Here is a 22,388-nt window from a genome sequence, read left to right as displayed (position 1 = left end):
TTCCCAGTTCTTGTTAGTTGTCTGTCGATTCACCGTTGTCTTGTAGCCAGGAGTAATACGCCATGTATGCCAACCCCCCGAGTCCGCGGCCCTTAGGGCTGCCGCACTTCTTCACCCACTGGATTGTGGGTTTGTTCGTTGCCTTCGCGCTGGCGATGGCCGGTATGGCGGCACACGCCGCACCGCCGCCCGCCGGCACGTCGATCAGCAACCAGGCTTCGGCCACGTATTCGGATGCATCGGGCGTGACGCGCACGGTGACCTCCAACGTGGTGCAGACCACGGTGCAGCAGATCGCCAGCCTGACGCTGGCCGCCAACGGCGCGCAGAACGCGACGCCGGGCAGCGTGGTGTACTACCCGCATACCCTGACCAACACGGGTAACGGCACGGACAGCTTCGGCCTGACCACCAGCAACACCGGTGGCTTCTCGATGGCGAGCGTGCAGATCTTCGCCGACAACGGCAGCGGTTCGCCCACGGGCCCCGCCATCACCTCGACCGGCGCAGTCGCCGCGGGCGGCCAGTTCAAGTACATCGTGGTTGCCACGCTCCCGGGCACGGCCACGGCGGCGCAGACCAACACCATCACGGTGACCGGCACCAGCGTCTTCGACCCGACCAAGACCCAGTCCAACACCGACGTGACCACGGCCACGACCAACGCCGTCGTGACGCTGACCAAGTCGGCCAGCGTGTCCAGCGGCTCCGCCGGCACGGCCATCACCTATACCCTGACCTATACCAACACCGGTAACAGCACGGCCACCGCCGTGGCGATCACCGACGTTCTGCCGGCAGGCCTGACCTACACCGCGGGCACCGCACGCTGGAGCGTCACCGGCGCCACGGCGCTGAGCGACAGCGGCGGCGCCAGCGGCTCCGCACCCAACACCCTGACTTCGGGCTACACCCTGGGCACCAAGACCCTGCTGGTCACGCTCAACCAGGTGACGGCCGGCCAGTCGGGCACCATCAGCTTCGGCGTGACCGTGGCTGCGGGCACCGCACCCGGCGTGCTGAACAACACCGCCACGACCTCCTACAACAACGGCGCCGCCACGGTGACGGGTGGTTCGAACACGGTGCCTTTCACGGTGCTGCAGACCGCAGCCGTGACGCTGACCGGCACCACGGTGCCCGGCCCGGCCGCACCCGGCTCGACGGTGAGCTTCACCAACACGGTGACCAACACCGGCAACGGCTCCGACACCTTCAACATCACGCTGAGCTCGGGTAACTTCCCGGCCGGCACGACCTTCCAGCTGTTCAAGAGCGACGGCGTCACGCCGCTGGTCGACACCAACAGCGACGGCACGGTCGACACCGGCCCCCTGGCCGCAGGCGCGACCTACAACGTGATCCTCAAGGCCACGCTGCCGCCGAACGCGACCAACACCGGCGCGCCGTTCATCGTCGCCAAGACGGCAACCTCCGTGTTCGACCCGACCAAGACGGCCACCACCAACGACCAACTGACCGCCGTGGCCAACTCCGCGGTTGACGCCACCAACAACCTGCCGACCGCGGTGGGTGTTCCCGGCGTGGGCGTGTTCGCCAACGGTGAAGGCGCAGCGCAGGTCACCAACACGCTGAACCCCGGCGCCTCGACGGTGTTCACCGTCGTGGCCAACAACACCGGCCCTTCGCCGGACAGCTACAACCTGGGCGCCAGCACGGTCAACACCTTCGCCAGCGTGACGCTGCCGGCCGGCTGGACGGTCAGCTTCCGTGCCGACGGCGGCGCGGGCAACTGCTCGACCACCGGCGCGACCATCACCAACACCGGCTCCGTGGCCGCCGGCGGCAACGTCGTGGTCTGCGCGGTAGTGGGTGTGCCGGCCGGCTTCGCGGCAGGCACCACGCAGCTGTACTTCCGCACGCTGTCGCCCACCTCGAACGCCTCGGACACGCTGCATGACGCCGTCATCGTGAGCGCCGTTCGCTCGGTCACCCTGACGCCCAACGGCGCCGGCCAGACCTACCCCGGCGGTTCCTACGTCTACAGCCATACCCTGACCAACACCGGCAACGTGCTGGAAGGCAACGGCACGGTCAGCACGGTGACTCTGTCCGCCGCCGACAACCAGGCCGGCTGGACTTCCGCGCTGTACTACGACGCGAACAGCAACGGCGTGCTCGACGCGACCGATCCGCAGATCAGCAGCACCCTGCATGCCGCGGGTGTCCTGCCCGCGGGCCTGGCTCCCGGCGCTTCCATCACCGTGTTCAACAAGGTGATCGCACCGAGCGGCGCGACCCCCGGCGCCGTGGATGCCACGACCATCACGGTCACCACCAGCAACGGCAGCTACGTGACGACGGTTCCCGCCGTGGCCACCGCCGTTGACAGCACCACCGTGATCGCCGGCAACCTGACCCTGTCCAAGGCGCAATCCCTGGATACGGCCTGCGCCGGCCCCAACGGCGGCACGGTTTACGCGGCGGCCACCCTGAGCGCCCGTCCCAACCAGTGCGTGCTGTACCAGATCACGGTGACCAACGTGGGATCCGCGAATGCGACCTCCGTCGTCGTGTCCGACGCGACACCGAGCTACACCACGCTGAGCAGCGCCGCTGCCAGCACGGTGGGTACGGTGACCGGCCCAGCCGCGGCCGCAGCCGGCACCGTCACCGCCACGATCGGCACCCTGACCCCCGGTCAGTCCGCCATCGTGACGTTCGGCGTGCGTATCAACCCCTGATCCGGGACTGACCCTCTTGCGCGGGAAGCGAAAGCTTCCCCGCTTTTCCAAGGGCACGACAGCGTGCCCTTTGGAAAGCGACGCCCTGCCGCAACCCAACCATCCATCCAACCCACATGCTTTTTCGCCCGCTGCGCAAACTGCTGATTTCCTGCATGTTGCTGCTCTTCTGGGCAGCTGCACAGGCAGCGCCGAGCCCGGCGGGAACGGTGATCAGCAATACGGCCAGCGCGACCTTCGTGGACACCGCGACGGGCCTGTCGGTGCGCATCAACTCCAACACCGTGAACACCACGGTGGCGGCGCTGGAAGCGCTCACGCTGAATGCCAGCCAGAACCTGCTGATCGGCGTAGGCTCCTCCTTCACCATCAGCCATAACCTGGCCAACACCGGCAACATCACCACCAACTACCTGATCACGGCCAGCGTGGCCGGCGGCAGCGCTTTCACGCCGCTGAACCTGCAGGTGGTGCTGGACGTCAACGGCAACGGCCTGGTCGATGCCGGCGAGCCCGTGGTCCCCGCCGGCGGCGTGGTGCCGGTGGCCGTCGGCGCCAGTGCGGGCCTGCTGATCACCGGCCAGATCCCGGCCGGCGCGGTGCCCGGCCAGACCGCGCAGCTCAGCCTGCGCGCCGTCAGCCAGCTGCAAAGCGCCACGGCCACCAACACGGACACGATCAACCTGACCAACGGCGCGGCCGTGCAGGTCAGCTACGCCGCCTCGACGGCCACCGCGACCCAGGGCGTGGCGCTCAACTTCACAGCCAGGGCCACCAACAACGGCAACATGGCGGCCAGCCCCGCCAACGTGAACGTCGACGGCGCAGCCGCCACGCTGTTCATCCTGCGCGCGCCGGTGCCGGTGAACACCACCTTCACTTCGGCCCAGCCGGCCACCAATCCCGGTGCGCAGACGCTGTACCACCTGCTGGGCGGCGCGGCCAACAGCTACGTCACCACGGCGCCGGCCGGCGTCGCGGTGGATGCGGTGGCCTGGGCCATCGCCACCCTGCCGCAAGGCGGGCTGTTCCAGGGCCGCTTCAGCGTGACGGTCAATTCGAACGCCGCCGGCAACGTGAGCGGCGCGGCCTACGCCGACTGGACCGACGCCGCCGCCCCGCTGACCACCACCAGCAACACGGTGATCCTGCCGCTGCCCGCGCACGCGGCCGGCATCTTCTTCTATACCAACAACAGCTACAGCAACCGCGCCACCCAGAGCATTCCCGGCAATGCCCTGTTCGTGCAGACCGACGCGTCCATCTGCAACGCGGACCCGGCCACGGTCGGCACGATCCCCGTCACCATCGTGAGCCAGCTCACCGGCGATTCGGAAACCTACACGGCCGTGGAAACCGGGCCCAACACCGGCGTGTTCCGCATCCTGCCCAGCGTGCCCACGGCGAACGCGGCCACGCACATCGTGGCCTCCGGCGACGGCATCCTCGAGGTGCTGCGCAACGACACCGTGACCGCCACCATCACCGCCTGCGGCGGCATCTCGGTGTCGGCCACCACCACGCTGCTGGTCGACCCGTCGGGCACCATCTACAACTCCACGACGAACCAGCCCATTGCCGGCGTCACCGTGCAGCTGATCGACATCACCGGCGCCGGCAACGGCGGCAGCCCCGGCGGCCCCGCCGTGGTGTTCCAGATGGACGGCATCACGCCGGCGCCCAGCGTCGTCGTGACGGCGGCCGACGGTTTTTATGAATTCCCGCTGGTGCTCAACAGCACCTACCGCCTGGTGATCACGCCGCCGGCCGGCTTTACCTATCCTTCGCGGATTCCCGCCGCGCTGCAGCCGGCCGGCCGGCTGATCGACATCGCGGGCTCCTACGGCGGCAATTTCGCGGTGGCCGGCTTGCCGGTGCATTTCGACGTGCCCATGGACCCCGGCGCCACCGCGGGCGGCCTGTTCATCCAGAAAACCGCCAACAAGAAAACCGCCGAGGTCGGCGATTTTGTCGATTATTCGATCAAGCTCAACAACGTTGCCGCAGCGCCGCTGCCCGCCACTGTGGTCAGCGACATCCTGCCGGGCGGCTTTGCCTACGTGCGCGGCACGGCGCGGCTCAACGGCGCGGTGCTGGCCGACCCCGCGGGCGGCGCCGGCCCCAGCCTGCAATTCGCCGTCGGCAACCTCGCCGCCGGCGCGCAGCCCGTGCTGACCTACCGCGTGCGCGTGGGCGCGGGCAGCCAGAGCGGCAACGGCATCAACACCGCCCAGGCCGCCAGCGGCGCGGTGCGCTCCAACAGCTCCAGCGTGCGCGTGCAGGTGGTGGGCGGCGTGTTCTCCAACAAGGCCTATGTGATCGGCAAGGTGTTTGCCGACTGCAGCCGCGACGGCGTGCAGGACGCGGTCGAGCCGGGCATCCCGGGCGTGCGCATCTACCTGGAAGACGGCACCTATGCCGTGACCGACGAAGAAGGCAAGTACAGCTTCTACGGCCTGGAGCCGCGCACCCACGTGGCCAAGCTCGACAACATCACGCTGCCCGCGGGCGCCACGCTGGTGGTGCTGAACAACCGCAACGCCTTCGACGCCGGCAGCCGCTTCGTCGACCTCACCAACGGCGAGCTGCACAAGGCCGACTTCGCCATCGCCGAATGCACGCCCGGCATCCGCGACCAGATCGCCGCGCGCCGCAAGGCGCTGGGCAACCCTTCGGAAATCACCCAGGCCGCCGGCACGCTGCTGCAGGCCAACCGCGGCGCCGTCGCGGCCGACAGCCGCACGCTGCCCGCCGCCGGCGCCATGGGCCTGCCGGGCGCGCAGCAAAACAACGCCGGCAGCAATGCCGCGGCACCGGCTCCCTTGCAGGGCACGCTGGGCGCCGTGGGCGACACCGGCGGCCCCACCGCACCCAATGCCCGTTTGCCCAAGCCCATCTACACGCCGGCCAGCGTGGAGCCGGCACAGCCCGCCGTGCCCGCCGGCGCCGAACCGGCCGCGGCCGAGCAAGCGTTGCAGCCGCTGGAAGACCTGCTGCCGGACCTGGACGCGGCCACCGCCTTTGTGGGCCTGGTCGATGAGCAGCTGCTGCCGGTCGCGCAGACCCGGGTCCGCGTGAAAGGGCCGCTGGGCGCGCGCTTTGAACTGACCGTCAACGGCCAGCCCGTGCCCGCGACGCAGGTCGGCAAAAAAAGCAGTCTTGAGAAAAACAAGGTCCTGGCCTGGGAATACATCGGCGTGGACCTGAAACCCGGCCGCAACACGCTGGCCGTGCGCGCCCTCGATGGTTTCGGCAATGCCCGCGGCACGGCCCAGATCACGCTGCGCGTGCCCGGCGCGCTGGCCAAAATCGACATCGGCGCGCCCGCGCAGCTGGTCGCCGACGGCGCGACCGCCGTGCCCGTCACCATCATGCTGCGCGACGCGCAAGGCCTGCCCGTGGCCGCGCGCACCCAGGTCAGCCTGCAGGCCAGCCAGGGCCAGTGGCAGACCCCCGACCTCGATGCGCGCCAGCCCGGAACCCAGGTGTTTGTCGAAGGCGGCGAAGGCCGCTTCCTGCTGCTGCCGCCGGCCCAGCCCGGCAAGGCCGAACTCACCATCACCAGCGGCACCGTCAAGTCGGCGTCCACCATCGAGTTCATGCCCAACCTGCGGCCCATGATCGCGGCCGGCATCGTGGAAGGCACGATCAACCTGCGCAGCCTCAACCCCTCGGCGCTGCAGCCGGCCCAGAGCGGCGACGTGTTCGAGCGGCAGATCCAGAGCACCTCGCGCAGCTTTTCCGGCGGCAAGGGCGAGGCCGCCGCGCGCACCGCGCTGTTCCTCAAGGGCAAGGTCCTCGGCTCCTCGCTGCTGACGCTGGCCTACGACTCCGACAAGCCTTCGGACACGGCGCTGTTCCGCGACATCCAGCCCGGCCAGTTCTATCCCGTGTACGGCGACTCGTCGGCGCGCGGCTTCGACGCGCAGTCCACCGGCAAGCTCTACGTGATGCTGCAAAACGGCAGCAACTACGCGCTGCTGGGCGACTACTCGACGCAGAGCGACAACGCGGCGCGCCAGCTCACGCAGTATTCGCGGGCGCTCAACGGCGTGAAGGGCCGCTACCAGGACGGCGCGGTCACCGTGGAGGGCTTCGCCAGCCGCACCGCGACCACGCAACTGGTGCAGGAATTCCGCGCCAACGGCACCTCCGGCCCCTTCCTGCTGAACATCAACGGCGTGGTCAACAGCCAGCAGGTCAACATCCTGACGCGCAACCGCAGCCAGGCCTCGGTCATCGTCAACGACACGCCGCTCACGCAGTTCACCGACTACGAGATCGAACCCATGAGCGGCCGGCTGCTGCTGAAGTCGCCGGTGCCCAGCGTGGACCCCGACCTCAACCCCATCTTCGTGCGCGTGAGCTACTCGGTCGACACGGGCGGCGTGAAGCACACTGTCGCCGGTGCCGAGGCCCGCCTGCAGGTCACGCCGGACGTGACGCTGGGCGCTTCGACAATGCGGGACACCGATCCGGCCAACCGCCAGAACCTGGACGGCCTGAACCTGACGGCCCGGCTCGGCGAGAAGACCGTGGCCACCGGCGAGATCGCGCGCAGCAGCACCGACCTGCAAGGCAAGGGCACGGGCCAGCGCGTCGAGATCCGCCATGAGGACCAGGCGCTGCAGGCGCGCGTCTGGGGTGCCAAGACCAGCGCCGGCTTCTTCAACCCCAACAGCGTGCAGTCGGCCGGCCAGTCCGAGTACGGCGCCAAGCTCGGCTACGCGGTGGACGAAAAGAACCGCGTGGTCGGCGAAGCGCTGCGCACCGCCAACAGCGTGACCGGCGCGTCGCAGACCGGCGCCGAACTCAAGCTGGAGCACAGCATGGCCGGCAACGTCAAAGTGGAAGTCGGCGTGCGCTACAGCGCCGCCAACACCGCTGCCGCGCTGTCCGGCCCGGCCCTGCCGGGCTCCACCGTGCCCATCGTTCCCTCGGCCACGGCGCTGGCGGCGGGCTCTTCCGAAGAAGTCGGCACCACCACCGCGCGCGTCAAGGTGACGGTGCCCGTGCCCGACGTGCCGCAGGCCGACGTGTACGGCCTGGCCGAGTACGCCATCGACGGCAGCGGCGGCCGTGAAATCGGCGTGGGCGGCAACTACGCCATCAATTCGACGACGCGCCTGTATGCGCGCCACGACTTCATCAACAGCCTGAAGAGCATCTACACGCTCAACGCCTCGACCTCGCAGTACACCACCGTCGCCGGCATCAACACCGAGCTGGCCGACAGCACGCAGCTGTTCAACGAATACCGCATGGGCGACAGCATCAACGGCCGCACCAGCGAAGCCGCCCTGGGCCTGCGCCGGCTCTGGCGCCTGGACAACGGCGTGGGCCTGACGGCCAGCGTGCAGCGCATCAAGCCGATTTCGGGTGTGGTCGTCGACGATTCCAGCGCCGTGACGCTGGGCGCCGACTACACGGCCGCCGCCACCTGGAAGGCCTCGGGCCAGGTCCAGTGGCAGACCTCGACCAACTCGAGCAGCTGGCTGCTCACCGGCGCGCTGGCCAACAAGCTGGACGACAGCTGGACGCTGCTCAACCGCGGCCTTTACAGCGAGCAGACCAACCTCGGCGCCGGCGGCGGCAAGCGCGAACTCATCACGGCGCAGTCCGGCGTGGCCTACCGCCCGGTGGCGACCGACATGTGGAACGCGCTGGGCCGCATCGAGTACAAAAAGGATTCGGACAACACCCTGGGCCCGGGCCTGAGCCGCGACGAATCCGGTCTGATCCTGTCCACGCACCTCAACGTGCAGCCGAATCGCAACTGGGCCATGAGCGGGCGCTACGCCGCCAAGTGGGGCCGGGACCGCTCCAACGGCATCAGCAGCCGCTCCTTCACGCAGCTGATCGGCGGCCGTTCCACCTGGGACCTGACCCAGAACTGGGACGTCAGTCTGCAGGCCTACCGCATGTGGGGCGACGGCGCCGCCGAAACCGCCGCGGGCGTGGAAGTCGGCTACCTCGCCTGGAAAAACATGTGGGTGTCCGTGGGTTATAACTTCAAGGGTTTCAAGGCCTCGGACATGACGGGCGAGGCTTATACCCAGCGCGGCCTCTATCTGCGTGTACGCTTCAAGTTTGACGAGAACGTGTTCGGCGAGCCTTCCGGCGCGGCCGCGCCTTCTCCTACCCGCACGGCGGCCCCCCAATCATGATGCTTCTTCAACGCCCCGCTTCCCGCCCCGGCCTGCCGCGCAAGCCGGCGCCTTCACGCGGCCTGCGGCGGGCCGCATGGGGCGCCGCCTTGCTGCTGCTGGCCGCGCCCTGGGCGATGGCGCAGACCACCTTCAATTACACCGGCGCGGTGCAAACCTACACCGTGCCCGCGGGCGCGGGCGGGGTGACCATCCAGGCCAACGGCGCGGGCGGCGGCAGCGGCGGCAACGACTCCAACGGCTGGGGCGGCGCCGGCGGCGCGGGTGCGCGGGCCACCGGTACTTACTACGCGGCGCCGGGAACGGTGCTGAATATTTATGTGGGCCAAGGCGGCCGGGCGGGCAACACCTCGCAAGGGTCCTTCACCTGCGCCAATGCGGCGGGCGCCGGCGGCCTGGCCGGCGGTGCCGGCGGGTTTGCGGGCGGCTCCGGCGGCCAGGCCGGTTGTGATGGCTGGTCCGGCGGCGGCGCCGGCGGCGGCGCGGCCAGTGTGGTGGCAACGTCCGCCAATGCGCGGCTGGTGATCGCCGGTGGCGGCGGCGGCGGGCAGGGCGGTGCCCTGGACGTGCTGGGCCGCGCCGGCCTGGCCGCGCCGATCACGCCCATCGGTACGCTGCCGGGCTCCGCGGGCGTCGCGGGCACCACGCGCGTCGGCGACGGTTCGGGCGGCGGCGGCGGCGGCGGCGGCTGCCCCGGCGGTGCGGGCGGCGCGGAACTGGTGGACAGCAGCGGCACCAACAACACCCTGCAGTCCAGGGGCGGCAGCTCATGCAGCGACACCGCCGAGGTGACGGCGTTCAGCGTGACCGCGGCGGGTGCCGCCGGCGGTGCGTCCGTTACCGGCACAGCGCCGGCCAGCGGAAATAACGGCAGCAACGGCTCCGTTGTCATCACGCCCCTCAATCCGACACGGCTGATCACCAAGTCCCAGCCCAGCCCGGCGCTGGCCATGAACCGGGACAGCGTGTACACGCTGACGGTGACGGCCTCCACCTCGACGCCATTTTTCACCGCCACCATAGGGGACCAGTTGCCGGCCAACCTGACCTATGTCGGCTGGTCCGGCACCGGCTGGACCTGCCCGACAGCGACCGGCGGCACCGGAACCCTGGTGGCCTGTACCTACAGCAGCACCACCGAGACCACCACGGCCACGCTGGACATCACGGTGAGGCCGACATCGACCGCCAGCGTGACCAACCGCGCCTCGGTAGGTTCCGTGGGCAATGCCACCCGGCCCACGCCGTCCACCTGCACCGGAAACAACACGCCCGTGGGTTGCGCCACGCCGGTGACCAGCACCCCTACCAATGCGATCCTGAACCTGGTCAAGTCGGCGCCCAGCCCGGCCCTGAAAGTCGGCAGCAACAGCGCCTATACCCTCACGCTCACCAACACCGGCACGACGGTGAGCACCACGGCCCGCATCACCGACCAGTTGCCGGCCAACCTGACCTATGTCAGCGGCGCGGGCACGGGCTGGACCTGCTCCACGGCGCCCAGCGGCGGCGGCACGCTGGTGACCTGCGACTACACCGGTTCCATCGCCACCGGCGGCGGGACGGCCGCCGTCGTCATCACGGTCACAGCCACCAGCACGGCCAGCGTGACCAACTATGCCGCGACGGACCGCACGGGCGGCACCAATACACCGACGCCCACCACCTGTACCGCGGCCAATACGCCGACAGTGGGTTGCGCCGCCCCGGTCACGAGCACGCCGACCATTGTCACGCTGGGCCTTGTCAAATCCGCGCCCAGCCCCGCGCTGCAGGTCGGCATCAACAGCGCGTACACGCTGACGGCGACGAACAGCGGTACCGCCGCCAGCACCACCGCCCGCATCACCGACCAGTTGCCCGCCAACCTGACCTATGTCAGCGGTGTGGGTACGGGCTGGACCTGTTCGGCGGCCGCCGGATTGGTGACTTGCAACTACAGCGGAACCCTTGCCGCCGGCGGCGGAACGGCGGCCGTGGTCATCACAGTCACACCGACCAGCACGGCCAGCGTGACCAATTTCGCGTCGATAGACCCGACCGGCGGCACGGCGCCGCCCACACCCACGACCTGTACCGCCGCGAACACCCCCAGCGCCGGTTGCGCCGCGCCGGTCACGAACACGCCGACCAGCATCATCCTGGGCCTCGTCAAGTCGGCCCCCAGCCCCGCGCTGCAGGTTCTCAGCAACAGCGCCTATACCCTGACGGTGACCAACAGCGGCACGGCCGCCAGCACCACGGCGCGCGTCCTGGACCAGTTGCCGTCCACCCTGAGCTACGTCAGCGGCGTGGGCACGGGCTGGACCTGCTCCACGGCGCCCAGCGGCGGCGGCACGCTGGTGACCTGCAACTACAGCGGCAACATCGCCGCCGGCGGTGGGACGGCGGCCGTGGTCATCACGGTCACGTCAACCAGCAATGCGGCGGTGACCAATTACGCGTCGGTGGATCCCACCGGCGGTACGGCGCCCCCGGTCCCGACCACCTGCACCGCGGCCAATGCGCCGAGCGCAGGCTGCGCGGCGCCTGTGAGCAGCACGGCGGGCCGGCTGGTTGCCGGCAACGTGTACAGCGACCCCAACCACAACAGCAACCTGGACGCGGGCGAAGCCGGGCCGGGTGGTGCCGTTCCCTTGTTCGTCAAGCTGGCGCCTTTGTCGGGCGGCCTGTGCACGGGCCCGGCCACGGCGGCCGCGTCGGTCAACCTGAGCACCGGTGCCTACAGCCTGCCCAGCGTGGCGGAAGGCAGCTACTGCCTGATCCTCGATGGCAACGGCACCCTGAGCGACATCACGGCCGGCTACCCGGCCGGCTGGATCGGTACCCAGAACCCGAGCGGCGTGATCCAGCTTGCGGTCGGTGCCGCGCCGCCCTCGCCGCAGAACTTCGGCCTGTACAACGGCAGCACGCTCAGCGGCAATGTGTTCGCCGACAACGGCGCCGGCGGCGGCACCGCCAACAACGGCGTGAAAGCCGGGACGGAGCCGGGCCTCGCCGGCATCACCGTCAACGCCATGCAAGGCGCGACCACGGTGGACAGCGAACCCACGGCCAGCGACGGCAGCTTTATCCTGTGGATACCGGGAGCCACCACCGGCACCGTGGTCCTCACGCCCGTGCTGCCGGCCGGCTACACCGCCACCGGCGGCTCGGCCGGCACCACCGGCGGCAGCTACACCCGCCCGAGCGTGAGCTACACCGCCGGCTCCGGCGTGGCGCGCACCGGCATCAGCTTCGGCATGGTGGCGCCCAACACCCTGAGCCCCAACGGCGCCCAGACGGCCCAGCCCGGCACGGTCGTGTTCTACGCCCACACCTACAAAGCCGGCACCGGCGGGCAGGTCACGTTCTCGATCGCCAACACCGCCACGCCGGTCAGCCCGGTCTGGAACCAGGTGCTCTACCAGGACGGCGATTGCAACGCCGCGCTGGAGGCCAGCGAAACGCAGGTCACCACCGCCCTGACCGTCACCGCCGGGCAGACCGTCTGCCTGATCATCAAGCAGTTCGTGCCCGCGGGCTCCGGCCAGGGCGCGCAGAACAGCGTCACGCTGAGCGCCGCCTTCAGCTACAGCAACGCCGCTCCGGCGCTGGCCGTCAGCACCCTGGTCGCCACCGACATCACGACGGTGGGCCAGGCCGGCGACCTGTCGCTGGCCAAACTGGTAAGCAATGTGACCCAGGCCCTCCCCGCGGCGACCAGCGTGAACGCCAATCCCGGCGACACGCTGCAGTACACGCTGACGGCGACCAACAACGGCACGCAGCCGCTGTCCACGCTGTTCGTCAACGATTCCACCGCGGCCTTCACGGGTTTTGTGTCGGCGGCCTGCCCGGGCTCACTGCCCGCCGGCATCACGGCCTGCACGGTGACAACGCAGCCGGCGGTCAATGCGCAAGGGGCGCTGAAGTGGACTTTCACCGGTTCGCTGGCGTCGGGCGCGCAGCTGGTGGTCACCTACCGCGTCAAGGTCGACCAGTAAATCCGGCGAGGCCCGGAAATTCAGCGCACCACGCCGGTTGCGCCCAGAGCCGCCGCCCAGGTGGCGGGCAGATCGGCGGCCGAACGGCCTGCGGGAAAAGAGAAGTAGCCGTTCGCATCGTTGTGGTCCAGGCGGAACCAGAAGGCGTTGTTCCGCTTGAACGAGACATAGGTGACAAAGACGTTGCCGTCCTCGGCGAACCTCTGCTCATTGCCGTCGACGTAGCTGGTGGGCACGCCAAGGTGGATATGGTCGGTCTGGCTATTGGCCGGGAAGAAAGTGTTGGCCTGGGCCGGAGGGCTGCTGTAACCGGCATTGCGCAGCGTCTGTTTGGAAACCTGTAAGTAGCGCATCGTCATCTCCTGTGGTGGTGAAAAAATCTTGGCTCGCGGTGCTTCAGGCCAGCACGGCTTTGGCCGCGCGCACGCCTTCGAAATACGCGGCCTGCAGGGTGCCGTAGCACTTGAGGTTGGTGGCCTCGCCCGCGAAATGCAGCTTGCCCAGGGGCACGCCCAGGTCGCTGCGGGCCTTCAGGGGCCCGGGCTCGCTGGGGCCGCCGCCTATGAAGGCGGTGTAGGAATACGCGCCCTGGGCGTTGGGGTTTTTGCTCCAGTTGGTGATGGCCTTGCCGTTGGTGAAATACACGGCGTCGAAAGCCGACTGGACGTTGGCCTTGAAGAGGCTGAACACATCCTTGTCTTCCATCGCATCCAGCGCGGCGGCAAAATCGCCCGCCGCATGGGCCACCAGCACGTCGGGCGCGTGGGGCAGGCGGTAGCACTGCCAGACGCCTTCCGGCTCGGTCTCGATCAGGTAATAGTTGGTGCCGGGCACGATGTCCTCGGGGTCCGTGCGCAGCTTCAGGGCCAGCTTTTTGTAGGAGCCCAGCCGCAAGGCCTTGAGCGCATTGGTGTAGGCGGCGGGCAGGGCCGGCTCGAAGCTGATGGCGCCGCTGCCCAGCACCGACACCGGCACGGTGACGATGCAGGCATCCACCGCCAGGCTTCCGCCCGAGGTGCCCAGGGTCAGGGTGACGCCGCTGTCGCCGTGGGCGATGGAGGTGACGCGGGTGCCGAAACGCGTCTTGTAGCGGCCTTCGTACAGCGTCGGCAGGAGCTGGCCGTAGGCCGCGACCAGGGTGCCCACGCCGCGTTTGACAAAGAGGTTCTCCGCGCCGTCGCCCGCCGCTTCCCGGGCCCGGTCCGCCGCCAGGTATTGCCATGTCTCGGCCGATTCGGTGAACGGCCCATAGGGGGAGGTCGCGTGCCCGAACATTTCGGCCTGGGTGTCGAAGCGGGGTTTGGCGGCCACGACGACGTTGGGCTGGCTTTTGGCGGCGTCGTAGGAACGCTGGATCGCGTCGACGACGGCCTGCACTTCGGGTGTGTCCGTGTCGACGTCCGCCCAGACCCCGTCCTCGTCGACGCGCAGTTCATACAAGTCCTCTTCCTTCACGGTCTCGAAGCGCAGGTCTTTGGCGATGTCGGTCAACGGGTTGGTGGTCGGGTCCTGGATGTACTGCGCCCCCTTGTCGAAGGCAAAGCCCGGGATGGAGGTGCTGTCGGTCGAGGCGCGGCCGCCATAGCCGCCTGCGGCCTCCAGCAGGTGAACCTCGCTGACACCGGCGTCCCCCAGAAGCGTGTGCGCCGCGGCGATACCCGCCAGGCCGCCGCCGACAATGGCTACTTTCATGCGCTTGCCCTTTCGTCTTCCCGGCGCGAAAGACGTTCCGCGCAGCGTGGACCTTGACTTTAGGCAGGCACCCGCGTGGTGGCGATTACAGGGGATTACAGCGGGGATAGGGCGGGTCTTGCGCCGGCGGGCGCGCTCCCCGTGTCCTTTGCTTAGACCTGCTGGCCGGGGGTAGCCCGGCGGCTACTTACTTTTCTTTTGCTTCGCCAAAAGAAAAGTAAGCAAAAGAAAAGGCGACCCTGGTTGCTGCGTCCCTCCGCTTCGCTACGGGCAACCTGCGGTGCTCGGTCCAGACGGGGTCTCGCTAAACTCGCTACGCTGCGCTTCGCTCAGACAACGCGATCCCTGATCCGTCTGGCCCTGCGCTCCTCGGCGCATCCACAAGGGGTGGGGAAGGAATACCAATACCTGAAGAAACAAGGACTCGCCATGGCGAGTCCTTGTTTGTCCTGGTTTGATTCTTTGGTATTTGTCTTCTGTCCCCGTTCCCGCTCCCGATTGCCCCGTCCTGGCTGGGCCGAGGAGCGCAGACGTAGGCGGATCAGGGATCGCGCTTGTCTGAGCCGAAGGCGAGTTTGCGCGAGACCCCGCCGTAGTCGAGCACCGCAGGTTGCCCGTAGCGAAGCGTAGGGACCCAGACTGCGGGTCGCCTTTCTTTTGGGTACTTTTCTTTGGCGAAGCAAAGAAAAGTGCCTCGCCCGCCGGGGCGAGACCCGGCCAGCAGGACTAAGAAGAGAGAAGGAGCGCGCCCGTCGGAGCAAGACCCGGCTAAAGCATCTCATCCGGCGCAAACGGCCCAATCACCTTGAGCATCAACTTCAAACCCCAGCTCGCATCGGGCTCGACCCTGGAGTCCTTGAGCTGCGAACCCTGGGGGGGGCGCCAGACCATCTGGCCCTCGTCCAGTTCGACGCGGTAGGCGCCGGTGGACAGGGTCGGCTCGATCAGGCGCGTGGCTTCGGCCGAGATGGCGCGGTTGCGGATGACGATGGCGACTTCGCTGTTCTGCAACTGGGAACGCAGGTCCAGGTTCATGGAGCCGACCACCAGCAGCCGGTCGTCCATCACCACCACCTTGGAGTGCAGGCTGGCGCGCGAGCCGCTGGTGGAGCCGCCCGTGGAGCCGCCGCTCAGCGCCGAAGAGCCGAAGCTCGAGAAAGAACCCTCCTGCTCGGCACGCATTTCATACAGTTCTATGCCCAGGTCCAGCAGGGCCTTGCGGTAGCGCGCGTAACCGACGTGGGCGGCGGGCGCGTCGTTGGAGGCCAGCGAGTTGGTGAGCACACGCACGCGCACGCCGCGCTGGCGCAGGTCGGCGAACTGTTTCATCATGCGTTCGCCGGGCACGAAGTAGGGTGAGACGATGAGCAGATTGCTTTTGGCCTGCGACATCAGCTGCAGCAGCCCGTCCACCGTGGTGTCCTGGGATTCGCCGGTCGTGTCGGCATCGGCGGCGATCTTGGAGGCTTTGTCGACCAGCAGAATGGATGGCGCCCAGGTCCAGGTCAGCAGGCGCAGGTCGGTCGAGTCGGGCAAGGCGGCGGCCGCGGCGGCGGAAGCCGCGGAAGCATTCGACTCGGCGATGGCGGCCTGGGTGGCGCTTGCCAGTGCCGCGGGCTCTTCCCGGTTGAGGTTGGCGGGCTGGGTGCCGGGCGGTGGCCGCTTGAGGGCATTTATCTCCTCGGCGGTCATCAGCGACTGCACCGGGTAGGCCAGCGGGTTGTTCCAGTACTGGTCAAAACTCGCGGACAGGTCGCGCGCGATGCGGCCGGCGGCAATGATGTCGATGTCCACAAAATTCGTGCCCTGGCTCTGGCCGAAGTAGGTCTCGCCGAGGTTGCGGCCGCCGGTGATGGCGACGGCGTTGTCGGCCACAAAAATCTTGTTGTGCATGCGCCGCTGCATGCGCGCGGCATCCTTGAGGTTGCTCAGGATGCGCATGACCATGGAGCCGCGGCCGCCGGGCAGCGGATTGAACAGCCGCAACTCGAAGTTTTTCTCGAAAGCGAGCTTGAGCACCTGGGCGTTCTTGCCCGAAGTGTTGAAGTCGTCCAGCAGGATGCGGATGCGCACGCCGCGGCCGGCGGCCTCGCGCAGGGCCTCGAACATGCGTTCGGTGGTGTCGTCGGCAAAGATCGCGTAGTACTGGATGTCCAGCGTTTTCTGCGCCGCCTTGATCAAGGTCATTCGGCTGGTGAAAGCCAGTTCGGCGTCGCCCAGCAACGCGAAACCGGAGTCGTTGCGGGTGCCGGCTTTGGCGGCTCGGGCGGCGACCAGCGCGCCCAGCCGAGTTTCCGAGGGATTGGCCAGGGCGGTCGACACAGGCCGCTCCACTTCGCTGGGCAAGGAGGCGCATCCGGTGATCCACAGGCCCAGGAACAGCAGGGCCAGCCAGCGCGCGCCGGCGGCGGCACGAGAGGCCGTTAAGGAAGGGAAGGCGGAGCCAGCGGCAACAGGTGTCAGCATGATGCTGGTCACTGTAGCGTAAGCAGGTGTATTTACGCCCTGCGAAACCGGCTTTTCCGCCCACTCTTTTTGTAGGCGCCGGGCTTGACCCCGCATCGGCGGGCCGCCGCGGGCGCGGGGCTAGGAAGACAGGGTTTCCCAGCGCTGCAGCGCGGCCATCAGCTCTTCCTCAATCTTGCTGTTGCGCGCATTGAGCTCGGCCGCCCGCTTGGCATTGGTGGTGTAAAGCGTGCCGTCGTACAGCTCCTGCTCGATGGCTTTTTGCTGCGACTCGAGCTGCTGGATCAGCGCCGGCAGGCCGTCGAGTTCGCGCTGCTCCTTGTAGCTGAGTTTCTTTTTGGAGGAAGCCTCGGGCGCACCGCCATCCTTTTTCGGCTCGTTGCCGGTTTTAGCGGAGGGCTTGGGGATGGACGCCGCGGGCTTGGCGCTGCCGGTGATCTGCGCCGCGCGTTTGGACTGGGTGATCCAGTCGGTCACGCCGCCTTCGTACTCGCGCCAGAAGCCGGGGTTTTCGGGCGTGCCTTCATAGGCGATGGTGCTGGTGACCACGTTGTCGAGGAAGCGCCTGTCGTGGCTGACCAGGAAGACCGTGCCTTCGTAGTTTTGCAGCAGGTCTTCCAGCAGCTCCAGCGTGTCGATGTCCAGGTCATTGGTCGGCTCGTCCAGCACCAGCACGTTGGCCGGCCGCGCGAACAGGCGCGCCAGCAGCAACCGGTTGCGCTCGCCGCCTGAGAGAGTGCGCACCGGCGAGTTGGCGCGCGCGGGTGAGAACAAAAAGTCGGTCAGGTAGCTCTTGACGTGTTTTTTGGCGCCGTTGATCTCGACCCATTCGCTGCCGGGGCTGATGAAGTCTTCGAGCGTGGCGTCCAGGTCCAGGCTGTCGCGCATCTGGTCGAAGTAGGCCACCTGCAGGTTGGCGCCCTGGCGGATCTTGCCGGGCGGGTTCGTCACATCGGGCTGCAGTTCGCCCAGGATGAGCTTGAGCAGCGTGGTCTTGCCGGCGCCGTTGGGGCCCAGCAGGCCGACCTTGTCGCCGCGCAGCAAAGTACCGGTGAATTTGTTGACGATGAGCTTTTCGCTGCCGGGGTGACCGAAGCTTTTGCTCACGTCGGTGAGTTCGGCGACGATCTTGCCGCTTTTCTCGCCGCTGGAGACATCGAGGTTGACGCGGCCGACGGCATCACGCCGGGCCGCGCGGTTGTCGCGCAGCGCTTCGAGGCGGCCGATGCGGGCCACGCTGCGGGTGCGGCGCGCTTCCACGCCCTTGCGGATCCAGATCTCTTCCTGCGCCAGCAATTTGTCGGCCTTGGCGTTGATGACGGCTTCCTGCGCCATCTGCTCTTCTTTTTGCACCAGGTATTGGGCGAAGTTGCCGGGGTAGCTGTTGAGCTTGCCGCGGTCCAGCTCGACGATGACGGTGGCGACCTGGTCCAGGAAGGCCCGGTCATGGGTGATGGTGATGATGCTGCCGTTGAAATTGACCAGCAATTCCTCCAGCCAGGCGATGGAGTCCAGGTCCAGGTGGTTGGTCGGCTCGTCGAGCAGCAGCACGTCGGGCTTGGCGACCAGCGCCTGGGCCAGGGCCACGCGTTTTTTGGTGCCGCCCGACAGCGAGCCGACGATGGCGTCCTTGTCCAGGTGCAGGCGGTGCAATGTTTCCTCGACGCGCTGCTCCCAGGTCCAGCCGTCCAGCGCCTCGATTTCCGACTGGAGGGCGTCCAGGTCGGTGTTTTCGTCGGCCGCCAGGTATTGCTCGACGACGTGGCGGGTGCGCGCCAGGCCTGCGCTGGCCGCGATGAAAACGGTGGCGTGCGGGTCCAGGCTGGGCTCCTGCGGCACGTAGGCGATGCGCAGGTTTTGCTGCAGCTGCAGCGTGCCGTCATCGGGTTTTTCGAGGCCGGCGAGGATTTTGAGCAGGGACGACTTGCCGGTGCCGTTGCGGCCGATCAGGCCTATGCGCTGGTTGCTCTCAAGGGAAAAATCTGCGTGGTCCAGCAGTGCGACGTGCCCAAAAGCGAGTTGGGCGTCCAGAAGGGTAATAAGTGCCATATAGAAGACGGATTATCCGTCCCCGCGCCGGCTGTACCGATGGCGGGGTGTGAGGCTGCGGCGCAAAGGCCGCGCCGGCTGTGTATCCGGCCGGTGAATACAAGTTCTTACGATTGGCCGCCGCGCCGATGTGGTGTTGCCGCCCTATCGCCTGCCGGAGCTCGCCGATATAGTCATCGGCTTGGGCGACGGATCGCTGAGGGAGATTTCGTGGAATTGCAAATCAATGGCCGGCTCGTCCAGGCGGACGCCGATGCCGGCATGCCCCTGCTATGGCTGCTGCGCGACGTGCTGAACATGACCGGCACCAAGTTCGGCTGCGGCGTGGCGGCCTGCGGGGCCTGCACCGTACGGGTCGACGGCCAGCCGGTGCGTTCCTGCGTGGTGCCGGTGTCCGCCGTGCTGGGCAAGCGCATCCAGACCATCGAGGCGCTCGGGACGCCGGACAAACCCCATGCCCTGCAACTGGCCTGGATCGCCGAGCAGGTGCCGCAGTGCGGCTACTGCCAGTCGGGCATGCTGATGGCCGCCGCCGCCCTGCTCGACAAAACCCCCAGGCCGACGGATGCCGACATTGACGCGGCCATGACCAATATCTGCCGCTGCGGCACCTACCAGCGCATCCGCGTGGCCATCAAGCGCGCCGCCGGCATGCTGCCCGACGGCGCCGCCAGGAAAGCGAAGGCATGAAACGGCGAGCCTGGCTGTTCAGCGCGGCGGGCGGGGCCGGCGCGCTGCTGGTCGGCTGGGGCGTGCTGCCGGCGCGCTCCCGCCTGGGCAGCGCGGCACAACCCTGGCCGGCCGGCGCGGCGCCCGACCTCACGGGCGTGGTGTTCAACGGCTGGATCAAGATACGGGCAGACGGCGGCGTGGTGCTGGCCATGCCGCGCAGTGAAATGGGCCAGGGCGTGCACACCGCGCTGGCCATGCTGGTGGCCGAGGAGCTGGAGGTGCCGCTGGCGCGGGTCAGCCTGGAGCAGGCCGGCGCCGACACGATTTACGGCAACGTCGCCATGCTGGTCGGCCGCCTGCCCTTCCATCCGCTGGAGGTGGACGACTATGCGGCGGAAGGCGCGCCCCGCGTGCGCCCCGCCAAGGTCAGGCTTGGCGAATGGATGGTGGGCAAGCTGGCCCGCGAACTGGGCATCAATGCCACGGGCGCGTCCTCCAGCGTGGCCGACGCCTGGGAGGTGCTGCGCACGGCCGCGGCCACCGCCCGTGCCTCGCTGCTGGGGGCGGCATCGTTGGACTGGAAGCTGCCGGTGGACGAGCTCAGCATCAGCAAGGGCGTGATTTCCCATCCCTCCGGGCCTTCGGCCCACTATGGGGAACTGGCAAAGTTCGCCGCGGCGACGCCGCCGGGCGAAGTGAACCTCAAAAGCCGCAAGGACTGGAAGTTGATAGGGCGCAGCGCCCCGCGCCCGGATCTGCCCGCCAAGGTCAACGGCACGGCCGTCTTTGGGCTGGACGTGCGGTTGCCGGGCATGCTGTACGCGGCGATCCGGCTTTGCCCCATGCTGGGCGGTTCGGCCGGCGCCATTCATGCCGGCGTGGCGCTGGCCGCACCCGGGGTGGAGCGTCTCGTGCGCCTGCAGGCGTATGCGGGCTCCACCGCCGGTTTTGCCGTGGTCGGCAAAACCTGGTGGCAGGCGCAGCAGGCCGCCCTGGCCGTGCCGGTGGACTGGCAGCAGCGCCCAGCCGGGGGGCTGGACAGCGGCCGGATCGGCAAGGCGCTGGAAGCCGCGCTGGAGCGTGAAGAAGGCCATGTCTTTTATGAAAAGGGCGACGCCGGGCAGGCCGAAGCGGTGGCTATACGCAAGATTGAGGCGCTCTACAGTGCGCCTTACCTGGCGCATGCCACGTTGGAGCCCATGAACTGCACCGCGCAGGTCAAGGACGGTAAGGTCTGGCTGTGGGCGCCCACGCAGGTGCCGCAAATGGCGGTAGCCATCGCCGCCCGCGTGGCACGCGTGGCGCCCGAAGACGTCCATATCACCGTGACCCTGCTGGGTGGCGGCTTTGGCCGCAGGCTGGAAGTGGATTGCGTGGCGCAAGCCGTGCGGGTGGCGCTGGAATGCGGCGGCCGGCCGGTTCAGCTGATCTGGTCGCGCGAGGAGGACACCACGCACGACTTCTACCGGCCCATGCAGCGGGCCAGGCTCACGGCGGGGGTGGATGCGGCCGGCAAAGTCAGCAGCCTGCGCATCCGCTCGGCCGGAGATGCCATCACCCCCAGATGGATGGAGCGCAACCTGCCGGCGCTGGCCGCGCCTGTGGAGACGCCCGACAAAAGTGCTGCCGAGGGCTTGTTCGACCTGCCCTACGGCTTTCCCAGCCAGAAGATGTCGCATGTGGCGACGCGCTCCGGGGTGCCTGTGGGCTATTGGCGCTCCGTGGGGCATTCGCACAATGCCTTTTTCTCCGAAAGCTTTATCGACGAGCTGGCCAAGGACGCGGGGCAGGATCCGCTGGCCTTCAGGCGCTCTCTATTAGAAGAAGCGCCCCGGCACCTGGCCGTGCTGGATCTGGCCGCCGCAAAAGCCGGCTGGGGCACGGCGCCACCCGCCGGCCGGGCCCGGGGCTTGGCCTTGCACGAATCCTTCGGCTCCATCGTGGCGCAGGTGGTCGAGGTGTCCCTGTTAGACGGGGCCCCGCGTGTCCATCGCGTGGTGTGCGCAGTGGATTGCGGCACGGTGATTCATCCCGGCATCGTGGCGCAGCAAATGGAAGGCTCCGTCGTGTTCGCTCTGAGCGCCGCGCTGCATGGACGCATAGATATAGAAGAGGGCGTGGTCCGCCAGAAGAATTTTCCTCAGTACGCCATGCTGGGCCTGGCCCAGGCACCCATCGTGGAGACTTATCTTGTTTCTAGTGAAAGGGCGCCGAGCGGCGCCGGTGAGCCGGGCGTTCCGCCACTGGCGCCGGCACTGGCCAATGCACTGTGTTCATTGACGGGAAAGCGCCTGCGCTCACTGCCGCTGTCCTTGGGTGAAGCGTGATTTGAAAAGTTTTTGCGGAAGTATTCGAAAAGGCCAAAACAACCGTGCTATAGTCGATGGCTCTGCTGAACACAGCGAACAAATTCTTAGGGATTTGCAGCAATCGCGGAAGCGATAAGTTCAACAGAAAAAAGATCTTGAAAAGTTGACCGGGACTCAAAATTCGGTATAGAATTCAAGGCTCTGCTGAAAACGAAAGTGCTGATCGCCAAGCGGTCAGGCGGCAGAAAAAAGAGTCAAAAAAGTTTGACTGGTGATCAAAAACCGGTATATAATTTGAGGCTCTGCTGATCACAGCAAAGCGAGCAAAATTCTTCGGAATCA

9 protein-coding genes are annotated in these 22,388 nt (G+C 67.8%); 5 read left to right on the top strand and 4 right to left on the bottom strand.

Annotated elements, in window-relative coordinates:
• Positions 1-62: 62 nt before the first annotated feature.
• The 3 genes from ACSQ27_RS19305 (at position 63) to ACSQ27_RS19295 (ending at position 12,858) form a co-directional block, all read left to right on the top strand.
• The gene (locus ACSQ27_RS19305; RefSeq protein WP_436157098.1) at positions 63-2,705 is read left to right on the top strand and encodes a beta strand repeat-containing protein; all 2,643 of its coding nucleotides are present in this window, start codon (positions 63-65) and stop codon (positions 2,703-2,705) included.
• Positions 2,706-2,821: 116 nt separating this feature from the next.
• Positions 2,822-8,872 (top strand): SdrD B-like domain-containing protein, encoded by a 6,051-nt coding sequence (locus ACSQ27_RS19300; protein ID WP_436157097.1) that lies wholly within the window; start codon positions 2,822-2,824, stop codon positions 8,870-8,872.
• Positions 8,869-12,858 (top strand): beta strand repeat-containing protein, encoded by a 3,990-nt coding sequence (locus ACSQ27_RS19295; protein ID WP_436157096.1) that lies wholly within the window; start codon positions 8,869-8,871, stop codon positions 12,856-12,858. The genes ACSQ27_RS19300 and ACSQ27_RS19295 overlap by 4 nt, the downstream gene beginning before the upstream one ends.
• Before the next feature lie 20 nt (positions 12,859-12,878).
• Here ACSQ27_RS19295 and ACSQ27_RS19290 read toward each other — a convergent pair whose 3' ends face one another.
• The 4 genes from ACSQ27_RS19290 to ACSQ27_RS19275 all read right to left on the bottom strand — a co-directional run bounded on the left by ACSQ27_RS19290 (position 12,879) and on the right by ACSQ27_RS19275 (position 19,065).
• Positions 12,879-13,211 carry a hypothetical protein gene (locus ACSQ27_RS19290; protein WP_436157095.1) on the bottom strand — a complete coding sequence of 111 codons (333 nt, stop codon included), beginning with the start codon at positions 13,209-13,211 and terminating at the stop codon, positions 12,879-12,881.
• A 43-nt stretch (positions 13,212-13,254) separates the two neighbouring features.
• Positions 13,255-14,550 (bottom strand): flavin monoamine oxidase family protein, encoded by a 1,296-nt coding sequence (locus ACSQ27_RS19285; RefSeq protein WP_436157094.1) that lies wholly within the window; start codon positions 14,548-14,550, stop codon positions 13,255-13,257.
• A 768-nt stretch (positions 14,551-15,318) separates the two neighbouring features.
• The gene (locus tag ACSQ27_RS19280) at positions 15,319-17,016 is read right to left on the bottom strand and encodes a phospholipase D-like domain-containing protein (protein ID WP_436157093.1); all 1,698 of its coding nucleotides are present in this window, start codon (positions 17,014-17,016) and stop codon (positions 15,319-15,321) included.
• Positions 17,017-17,136: 120 nt separating this feature from the next.
• Positions 17,137-19,065, bottom strand: a complete 1,929-nt coding sequence (locus ACSQ27_RS19275) for an ATP-binding cassette domain-containing protein (RefSeq protein WP_436157092.1) — start codon at positions 19,063-19,065, stop codon at positions 17,137-17,139.
• 210 nt (positions 19,066-19,275) lie between these two features.
• On the opposite strand from ACSQ27_RS19275, the gene ACSQ27_RS19270 reads away from it, so the two are divergent.
• Complete coding sequence (locus ACSQ27_RS19270) at positions 19,276-19,755, top strand: (2Fe-2S)-binding protein (protein ID WP_436157091.1); 480 nt, start codon at positions 19,276-19,278, stop codon at positions 19,753-19,755.
• Positions 19,752-22,064 carry a molybdopterin cofactor-binding domain-containing protein gene (locus tag ACSQ27_RS19265; protein ID WP_436157090.1) on the top strand — a complete coding sequence of 771 codons (2,313 nt, stop codon included), beginning with the start codon at positions 19,752-19,754 and terminating at the stop codon, positions 22,062-22,064. The genes ACSQ27_RS19270 and ACSQ27_RS19265 overlap by 4 nt, the downstream gene beginning before the upstream one ends.
• The last annotated feature ends 324 nt before the right edge of the window (positions 22,065-22,388 follow it).

This window comes from Polaromonas sp. LjRoot131 (genome assembly GCF_964252805.1).
Lineage (GTDB): Bacteria > Pseudomonadota > Gammaproteobacteria > Burkholderiales > Burkholderiaceae_C > Polaromonas.
This window is presented reverse-complemented; position numbering and strand designations above follow the sequence as displayed.

What these genes read in the sequence shown, in the direction of transcription:
- ACSQ27_RS19305 (WP_436157098.1), top strand. Translation starts at nt 63, where the DNA reads ATGTATGCCAACCCCCCGAGTCCGCGGCCCTTAGGGCTGCCGCACTTC.
- ACSQ27_RS19300 (WP_436157097.1), top strand. Translation starts at nt 2,822, where the DNA reads ATGCTTTTTCGCCCGCTGCGCAAACTGCTGATTTCCTGCATGTTGCTG.
- ACSQ27_RS19295 (WP_436157096.1), top strand. Translation starts at nt 8,869, where the DNA reads ATGATGCTTCTTCAACGCCCCGCTTCCCGCCCCGGCCTGCCGCGCAAG.
- ACSQ27_RS19290 (WP_436157095.1), bottom strand. Translation starts at nt 13,211, where the DNA reads ATGCGCTACTTACAGGTTTCCAAACAGACGCTGCGCAATGCCGGTTAC.
- ACSQ27_RS19285 (WP_436157094.1), bottom strand. Translation starts at nt 14,550, where the DNA reads ATGAAAGTAGCCATTGTCGGCGGCGGCCTGGCGGGTATCGCCGCGGCG.
- ACSQ27_RS19280 (WP_436157093.1), bottom strand. Translation starts at nt 17,016, where the DNA reads ATGCTGACACCTGTTGCCGCTGGCTCCGCCTTCCCTTCCTTAACGGCC.
- ACSQ27_RS19275 (WP_436157092.1), bottom strand. Translation starts at nt 19,065, where the DNA reads ATGGCACTTATTACCCTTCTGGACGCCCAACTCGCTTTTGGGCACGTC.
- ACSQ27_RS19265 (WP_436157090.1), top strand. Translation starts at nt 19,752, where the DNA reads ATGAAACGGCGAGCCTGGCTGTTCAGCGCGGCGGGCGGGGCCGGCGCG.